Here is an 8,395-nt window from a genome sequence, read left to right on the forward strand (position 1 = left end):
AGAAGCCGTTCCGCGCGGACGTTTTCGTCGACGTTCGACTTCTGCACAGCACCGATGCTACGACCCAGGAGCACACATGTCGCTCGTGGTGCCGCCCTACCCGCCGCCGCGCTACCTCAAAGACCAGCCGGAAGTCAGCGCCTGGCTCAAACGCGCCCACGAGGCGCCGGACTACGAGACCTTCGGCGTGAAGTACCACTACCTAGCGAATCAGCAAGCCACCAGCGGCGACTATGGCCTGTATCGCGTCGACATCGCTCCGGCCGGCGGCGGGCCTGGCCCGCATTTCCACCGGGCCATGTCCGAGGCGTTCTTCGTGCTTTCCGGAACCATGAAGCTCTACGACGGCAACCAGTGGGTCGACAGCCACCAAGGCGACTTTCTCTACGTCCCGCCCGGCGGCATCCACGGGTTCCGCAACGAGGCCGACGAACCCGCGTCAGTCCTGATGCTGTTCGCTCCAGGTGCGCCGCGGGAGGCCTACTTCGAGGGCTTCAGCACGTTGGCCGACATGACCGACGACGAGCGGCGCGAGTGGTTCATCCGCCACGACAACTTCTTCGTGTAGAACGCTTCAGTCCCATTGGGCAAAGTAGGGCCGCTCCGGCCTGCTTTTCTCGACGAGGATGAACACCACGCCCCACGGGTCGACGAACCACGTCGTGCGAACTCGCGCCACATCGGCAACACCATCGACCAGAAAGCGCACGCCTTTGGCCTCGAGTTCAGCCCGGGTGGCGTCGAGGTCGTCGCAGATCAGCCCCACGTGCGACAAGCCGTGATCGGTAATGGCCGCGGCGCTGCGCTCATCGCCGCCGGCAACGCCGAGGTACTCAATCACCTCCAGGACCCGGTCGCCATCGTCGTCGAACCCGACGATGGCCGCTTTCATGGTGGGATCGGACACCAACTGGCCCATGTCGTCGCGGATCGCGTCACCGGCCATCACGTACGGCGGCGACAGCACACGCAGACCCAAGACGTCACGATAAAACGCAACCGCCGCTTCGCAGTCGGGCACGCAAACCCCGGTGTGGGCCAGTCCGGTAATCACGCTGAAGAACATAACTGCTCGACTCAGCCGGCCAGATCACCGTTGACGTAGTGCTGCAGGTTCGGGGCGATTGCGGCGGAGGCCTCGTCGTCTGACATCGAGGCGACCGGCTCGATCTCCACACGTACCGCACCAGCGCGAAGCCCATCATCGGTCCATCACCTGGGACCGCGGAAGCGAAATGGCCCAGTGGCGTCGCATCCACCCTCAGCTCGCCGCGCCGGTCTACTTCTGCAATCCGCACTCGCCGTGGCAGCTCGGCAGTAACGAGAACACCAACCGGCTCTTGAGATTCTGGTTCGAAAAGGGCAGCGACCTAAGCGGGTACACCAAAGCCGACCTCAAACGCATCCAAGACACCCTCAACCGCCGGCCCAGGCCAACGCTGAATCTCGACACTCCCGCTCAGCGCCTCGCAGCACTACTCGATCAAGCCGCCTAACCCGACGTTGCACTAACCGCTTGACATCACGGCCAAATCTTCGCCATCAGTACACGTTCGGCGAAAATTAGCGGATCGCCCAGATGCTGTCGGCAACCCACGGCGATGCCTGCGCCGCCACCGCCCACACCTGGTCTTCCGGCACATCGATCAGCCGGTAGCGCTTGATGCCCGCGGCGGTGGCCGCCACCAGGGTGGCCACCCCGGCCCGGCGTTGAAACGGCGACTGTCGCACGGTCCAGCCGATGATGCCCGCCGTGGCGAGGCAGTCGCGGCGCCGCTCCCAGCTGCCCGCACGCATCACCAGCCAGCGGCTGTCGACCCGGTGCCCGAGGGCTCCTACCCGGTCCGCTGCCAGCAACGCGCACCACGCCGTGGCTGCCACCCACGCCGGCCACAACCAGAGCGGCACAACGGATGTCCCTTCCAGCAGAGTCACCACCGCCAGCCCCACACCGATCAGCACCGGAACCCCCAACGCACGCGTCCACCGCCGGGCCGCTGCCCGTCGGCCGTGACCGCGCAGCGGCCCGGTGACGACATTCGGGTCGCCGACCAGCCCGGTCAACACCGATTCGGCGGTGGAACGCGGACATGGCGGCAGCAGCACCGACGACTCCCCTGCACCATGCACGCCGGTCATCACCGCATCCAGCCCGGCGCCGCCGAAGGCGCGGACCAGCAGCGGTTGCCGCAGCGTTCCGCCGCGCAGCCTGCTCATGTCGTAGGTGTGCTCGCGCAGCCGCAGCAGCCCGTGCCGTAGGTGCAGGACGTCTGCCCGCCGCCAGAGCACCAGGTTGGCGTAGGTGAGCAGCGACCGTAGCACCGCCAGCAGCACCGACACGACCAGCAGCGCTGCGGCGATCACCGCGACGGTGGTCGGCACACCCAGCCGCCGGCCGGCTTCCATCGCCGACTCGGCCAGCCGCGAATGCTGAAGCGGCCCAACCGCTCCGCTCTGATAAATCAGGCCGGCCGCAGCTCCCATGGTCAATAGCCCGGAGAGGCTCAACGGGGAATATCGCAACCACGAAGGCTGCCAGCGTGCCAGCACCGTGCTCGTCGCCGCGGGCTCTGCGGTCGCCGCTTCGACCGGCTGCGGCGACCCGCCCAGCAGTATGGCCCGCAGTCGCGGCACCTGGTCGACCCTGACCGCGTCGAGCACGAACCCGTGCTCGGCACTCGCTTGTTGACCGGTGCTCACCCGCAGCACGGCCAGCCCCAACAGCCGGTGCAGCAGTCGAGCATCAGTTTGCACGGAACGAATTCGGTTGCGCGGCACGGACAATACCTTGCGGTGCAGCAGGCCGGCCCGTAGTTGCACCTGGCCGGATTCGGGGTCGGCATCGATTCGGTAGCTGGTGGTGAACCAGCGCGCGACGCCCACCACGGCGGTCAGCGCGAGCACCGCCACTGTCCAGGATTGGTTGCCGGTGGTCGAACCCAAGACCAGTCCCCCGATCAGCAACGGCAGCTCGCGCACCAATTCGTGCACCGGATGAACCAGTAACATCCTGGGACTTAGCCGTTGCCAAGCGATTTCATGCCGGCTCGACGGCGCGGCGGTCACGTGGCGTCCTCGGCGCCGATCGCGGCGATGTCGGTCAATTGCGCGACAAGATGGTCGGCGACCGCGACGTCGAGCGCGGCGATGTGCACCGCCCCCGCCGATGAGGCGGTGGTGACGGTGACGTTGGCCAGACCGAACAACCGATCCAGCGGGCCGCGGTAGGTGTCGACGGTCTGCACCCGCGAGATCGGTGCGATGCGCCTTTCCTGGACCAGCCAACCGGTGCGGGTGTACACCGCCTGCGGGCCGATCTCCCACCGGTGTACCCGATACCGCCACAACGGCACGACGGCCAGCGAGATCGTCGCGCCCAGCAGGGTGACGACGGCGATCGCAATATGTAGCCACATCAGCCGCCGATCGAAGCCGATCCACACCGCCTGGCCCGCGGCCAGCAGCAGCCACGGGACCAGACCGCCGATCGCCCATCGCAGCGGCGCGCGGCGACTAGGCGGGTGCGCCGGATCGACCATGCCCACCACCGCCGGGCTCGGCTCGCGGTTGTCCACGTCATCGAGAATGCCACCGACCACGCGACGGATTGAACCGACACGGCGATGCCAATCGTTAGTCGGTATCGTTTTCGGCGATGAGTTCTAACGGCAAATGGACTACGGCCGACGTGCCGGACCAAAGCGGCCGCGTCGCCGTCGTCACCGGAGCCAACACCGGTATCGGCTACCACACCGCCGAGGTGCTCGCCCAGTGCGGCGCGCACGTCGTGTTGGCGGTGCGCAATCTGGAGAAGGGCAACCTCGCGCTGGCGCGCATCGTGGCCGCCAATCCGCAGGCCGATGTCACCTTGCAGGAGCTCGACCTGAGCTCGCTGGACTCGGTGCGCGCCGCGGCCACAGCGTTGCGCAAGGCCTACCCGCGCATCGACCTGCTGATCAACAACGCCGGCGTGATGTGGACGCCGAAGCAGCTGACCGCCGACGGGTTCGAAATGCAGTTCGGCACCAACCATCTCGGCCACTTCGCGCTGACCGGGCTGCTGCTGGACAACCTGCTGCCAGTCCGGGGTTCGCGAGTGGTGACCGTCTCCAGCATCGGTCACCGACTCCGCGCCGCCATCCACTTCGACGATCTGCAATGGGAACACGGCTACGACCGGGTCGCCGCGTACGGGCAATCCAAACTGGCCAACCTGCTGTTCACTTACGAACTGCAACGCCGACTGGCCGCTCGGGAGCAGCCCACCACCGCCGCGTTAGCCGCCCATCCGGGCAGCTCGAGCACCGAGCTGACGCGCAACCTGCCCGCACTCTTCAAGCCCGCCGTCGCGGTGCTCGGCCCGCTGGTGTTTCAGAACGCGGCAATGGGTGCGCTACCCACGCTGCGGGCCGCCACCGACCCGGATGCCGAAGGCGGGCAGTACTACGGCCCCGACGGTCTGGGCGAGCAGCGCGGCCACCCGAAAGTGGTGTCCTCCAGCGCGCAGTCGCACGACGAGGAGTTACAGCGCCGGCTGTGGAAGGTGTCCGAAAAGCTGACCGGTGTCACGTATCCGGTCTGACATCAGTCGCGGCTCCGTAAGATGACCGCGTGGCACGACGTCCCCGCTCCGTCGACGAGAACCTGACGTTCGGCCCGCAGCGGCTGCTGTCGTTGCTGCGTACGACCGTTTCGCCGGTGCATCCCGCGGGGCTGCCGTTCATCTCGGCCGGGCTGGGCGTGGCCGTGCTGGGTCGCCGCTACCGGTGGCTGCGCCGGGCCGGCCTGCTGACCGCCGGTGCCTGCGCCGGGTTTTTCCGGCATCCGCCGCGAGTGCCGCCCACCCGGCCCGGGGTCGTCGTCGCACCCGCCGACGGCCTGATCTGCGTCATCGATACCGCAGCCCCGCCCGCCGAGCTCGGCATGGGCAACGCCGAGCTGCGACGGGTCAGCATCTTCCTGTCGCTGCTGGACGCCCACGTGCAGCGCGCCCCGGTCAGCGGTGAAGTGGTTGCCGTGCAGCACCGACCGGGTCGCTTCGGCTCGGCCGACCTGGCCGCGGCCAGTGACGACAACGAGCGTGTCAGCGTGCAGATCCGCACCGCCGATGGCACGGACGTCATCGCGGTGCAGATCGCTGGCCTGCTGGCGCGGCGCATCGTTTGCGACGTCCACGCCGGGGACAAGCTGTCGATCGGTGACACCTACGGCCTGATCCGGTTCGGGTCGCGGCTGGACACCTACCTGCCCGCCGGAGCTGAGGTATTGGTCAGCGTCGGCCAGCGGGCGGTCGGCGGCGAAACAGTGCTGGCCGAGCTGCGATGATTACCGCGCCGGCGACGATGCAGAGCGAAGCGATGAGGAGGAGCGGCGCTGATTACTAAGCCTCGCGGCCGGCGAGTAGTCAACCTGCGCATCCTGCCCAGCTCGATGAGCGTGCTGGCCATCTGTGCGGGGCTGACCTCGATCCGGTTCGCCCTGGAGGGCCAGCCGCACGTGGCGATTGCGCTGATCGCCGCCGCCGCGATCCTCGACGGACTGGACGGCCGGGTGGCCCGCATCCTGGACGCCGAGTCGCGAATGGGCGAGGAGATCGATTCGCTCGCCGATGCGGTGAACTTCGGGGTGGCCCCCGCGGTGGTGGTCTACGTGTCGATGTTGAACTCGTCGTCGGCGGGCTGGGTCGTAGTGTTGCTGTACGCCGTGTCAATCGTGTTGCGGTTGGCCAGGTTTAACGCGTTGCTCGACAACGGCAGTCAGCCGGCCTTCGCGCGGGAGTTCTTCGTCGGAATACCGGCGCCGGCCGGCGCGATCTCGGCGCTCGGCCCGCTGGCCGCCAAGCTGCAATTCGGTGCGGGCTGGTGGACGTCGCCGTGGTTCGTCTGCGCGTGGGTGGCGGCCTGCTCGATGCTCGTGGTGAGCCGGATCCCGATGCGGAAGATGCATGCCGTGTCGGTGCCACCGAACCTGGCCGCCCTGCTGCTGGCCGTACTGGCGATCGTCGCGGCGGCAGCATTCCTGTTCCCCTACATTCTGATCATGGTGCTGATCGCGGCCTACCTCGCGCACATCCCGTTCTCCGTGCACAGCTACCACTGGCTGGCGGCGCATCCCGAGGCGTGGGGCGAGAAACCCAAGCAGCGGCGCGCCACCCGACGCGCCATCCGACGCGCGCAGCCCAACCGCCGGTCGATGGCGCGGTTGGGTCTGCGCAGACCCGCTGGCCGAACATGACGCCCCCGCAGCTCACGCTGACCGCCCGGCTGAACACCTCGGCCGTCGACTCGCGCCGTGGTGTTGTCCGGCTGCATCCCAACGCCATTGCCGCCCTTGGCATTCGCGAGTGGGACGCGGTATCGCTGACCGGGTCGCGGACCACGACGGCGGTGGCCGGCATGGCCGGCTCGCCAACCCCGGTCGGCACCGTCCTGCTGGACGACGTGACGCTGTCCAACGCCGGGCTGAGTGAGGACACCGCCGTGATCGTCGCCGCCGCGACCGTGTACGGCGCCCGGTCGGTGACGTTGAGCGGTTCGGCGCTGACCGCTCAATCGGTCCCCCCGCCCACCCTGCGGCAAGCCCTGCTCGGCAAGGTGGTGACGGTCGGCGACGCGGTCTCTCTGTTGCCGCGCGACCTGGGGCCGGGGACCTCGACGTCGGCTGCTGCCGGTGCGCTGGCGTCCGCGGTCGGCATCAGCTGGACATCGGAGCTGTTGACCGTCACCGGGGTCGATCCCACCGGACCGGTGAGCGTGCAACCGAACTCGTTGGTGACCTGGGGAACCGGTGTCCCGGCCGGAGAAGCCGGGCCGCACATCGAAGCGCCGGCGCCAGCGGAGGTCAGCGACACGACGCCACCGGTCACTGTCGACGACCTCAGAGGCGTTAGCGCGCAAGCGGCCAAGCTGACCGAGTGGCTCAAGCTCGCGCTCGACGAAACGCACCTGTTGCAAACCCTGGGTGCCGCTACCAATTTGGGAGTCCTGGTGTCGGGTCCGGCCGGTGTCGGCAAGTCCACGCTGGTACGCGCCGTCTGCGTAGGCCGAAGGTTGGTGGAACTGGACGGCCCGGAGGTCGGCGCGCTGATCGCCGACGACCGGCTCAAGCGGGTGGCGTCCGCGGCGGCGGCAGTTTGCGACGGCGGCGGAGTGCTGCTGATCGCCGACATCGACGCGCTGCTGCCCGCCACCGCCGAACCGGTGGCGACGCTGATCCTGGCCGAACTGCGCAAGGCGGTCGCGGCCGCGCGGGTCGCGCTGATCGTCACGTCGTCGGTGCCGGACAACCTCGACCCGCGGCTGCGCGCACCGGACCTGTGCGACCGCGAGCTGGTCCTCAGCCTGCCCGACGCGGCCACCCGCGCGGCACTGCTGCAGGGACTGCTCAAACCGGTGCCCACCGGAGATCTCGACTACAGCGAGATCGCGGACCGCACACCGGGTTTCGTAGTCGCCGATCTGGCCGCCCTGGTGCGTGAGGCGGCATTGCGCGCAGCCGCCAGGGCCAGCTCCGATGGGACGCCGCCCAAGCTGACCCAGGACGACCTGCTCGGCGCGCTGACCGTGATCAGACCGCTGTCGCGGTCTGCCGCAGAGGAGGTGACGCTCGGCTCGATCACACTTGACGACGTCGGCGACATGACCGCCACCAAGCAGGCGCTTACCGAGGCGGTGCTGTGGCCACTGCAGCATCCCGACACCTTTACCCGGCTCGGTGTCCAGCCGCCGCACGGGGTCCTGCTGTACGGGCCGCCAGGCTGCGGCAAAACCTTCCTAGTGCGCGCGCTCGCCAGTACCGGACGGCTCTCGGTGCACGCCGTCAAAGGCTCTGAGCTGATGGACAAATGGGTCGGCTCGTCGGAGAAGGCGGTGCGTGAACTGTTTGCTCGCGCACGCGATTCCGCGCCGGCGCTGATATTTCTCGACGAGGTAGACGCACTGACACCGCGGCGCGGGCAGAGCTTTGACTCCGGTGTCACCGACCGGGTGGTGGCCGCGTTGCTCACCGAGCTCGACGGCATCGAGCCGCTGCGCGAGGTCGTGGTGATCGGCGCCACCAACCGGCCCGACCTGATCGATCCGGGGCTGTTGCGCCCCGGCCGACTGGAGAAGCTGGTGTTCGTCGAACCGCCCGACGCACAAGCCCGGCTGGACATCTTGCGCACTGCGGGCAAGTCGGTTCCGCTGCGCGACGTCGACCTGGCCGCGCTGGCGGCCGACCTGGACGGCTACAGCGCCGCCGATTGCGTGGCACTCCTGCGCGAGGCGGCGCTCACCGCGATGCGGCGTTCGGTCGACGCTGCCGAAATCACCGCTGCCGACATCGCTGCCGCACGCGAAACCGTCCGCCCGTCATTGGATCCCGTACAGCTGGCCTCGCTGCGCGCCTTCGCCGC

At 68.4% G+C, this 8,395-nt stretch carries 8 protein-coding genes and 2 pseudogenes; 6 read left to right on the forward strand and 4 right to left on the reverse strand.

Annotated elements, in window-relative coordinates; all coding sequences use genetic code 11:
* Positions 1 to 76: 76 nt before the first annotated feature.
* Entirely contained in the window at positions 77 to 568 is a 492-nt protein-coding gene (locus tag VEI45_RS02405; protein ID WP_324849778.1) for a cupin domain-containing protein, read from the forward strand.
* A 6-nt stretch (positions 569 to 574) separates the two neighbouring features.
* On the opposite strand, the gene VEI45_RS02410 is transcribed toward VEI45_RS02405, so the two are convergent.
* Both VEI45_RS02410 and VEI45_RS02415 read right to left on the reverse strand, forming a co-directional pair.
* A complete protein-coding gene (locus VEI45_RS02410; protein WP_324849780.1) occupies positions 575 to 1,054 on the reverse strand; it encodes a VOC family protein in 480 nt (159 codons plus the stop codon).
* A gap of 23 nt (positions 1,055 to 1,077) precedes the next feature.
* Positions 1,078 to 1,205, reverse strand: a pseudogene (locus tag VEI45_RS02415) (TetR/AcrR family transcriptional regulator); the annotation flags it as partial.
* Between VEI45_RS02415 and VEI45_RS02420 the strand changes: the two are divergent.
* Positions 1,206 to 1,496: pseudogene (locus tag VEI45_RS02420) on the forward strand (IS30 family transposase); the annotation flags it as partial.
* 67 nt (positions 1,497 to 1,563) lie between these two features.
* Here VEI45_RS02420 and VEI45_RS02425 read toward each other — a convergent pair.
* Both VEI45_RS02425 and VEI45_RS02430 read right to left on the reverse strand, forming a co-directional pair.
* Positions 1,564 to 3,009, reverse strand: coding sequence for a PH domain-containing protein (locus VEI45_RS02425; protein WP_324849782.1), 1,446 nt, complete (start codon positions 3,007 to 3,009; stop codon positions 1,564 to 1,566).
* Between the two features lie 53 nt (positions 3,010 to 3,062).
* Positions 3,063 to 3,539: a PH domain-containing protein gene (locus VEI45_RS02430; protein WP_324849791.1), complete on the reverse strand. Its 477-nt coding sequence runs from the start codon at positions 3,537 to 3,539 to the stop codon at positions 3,063 to 3,065.
* 116 nt (positions 3,540 to 3,655) lie between these two features.
* Between VEI45_RS02430 and VEI45_RS02435 the strand changes: the two genes are divergently transcribed.
* The 4 genes from VEI45_RS02435 to VEI45_RS02450 form a co-directional block, all read left to right on the forward strand.
* Positions 3,656 to 4,582, forward strand: a complete 927-nt coding sequence (locus tag VEI45_RS02435) for an SDR family NAD(P)-dependent oxidoreductase (protein WP_324849784.1) — start codon at positions 3,656 to 3,658, stop codon at positions 4,580 to 4,582.
* Between the two features lie 29 nt (positions 4,583 to 4,611).
* Positions 4,612 to 5,325, forward strand: a complete 714-nt coding sequence (locus VEI45_RS02440; RefSeq protein ID WP_324849786.1) for a phosphatidylserine decarboxylase — start codon at positions 4,612 to 4,614, stop codon at positions 5,323 to 5,325.
* A 48-nt stretch (positions 5,326 to 5,373) separates the two neighbouring features.
* Positions 5,374 to 6,234: a phosphatidylcholine/phosphatidylserine synthase gene (locus tag VEI45_RS02445; protein ID WP_324849792.1), complete on the forward strand. Its 861-nt coding sequence runs from the start codon at positions 5,374 to 5,376 to the stop codon at positions 6,232 to 6,234.
* On the forward strand, positions 6,231 to 8,395 hold a 2,165-nt coding region (locus VEI45_RS02450; RefSeq protein WP_324849789.1), incomplete at its 3' end, for an AAA family ATPase. The genes VEI45_RS02445 and VEI45_RS02450, both read left to right, overlap by 4 nt.

The organism is Mycobacterium sp., from assembly GCF_035623875.1.
Lineage (GTDB): Bacteria > Actinomycetota > Actinomycetes > Mycobacteriales > Mycobacteriaceae > Mycobacterium.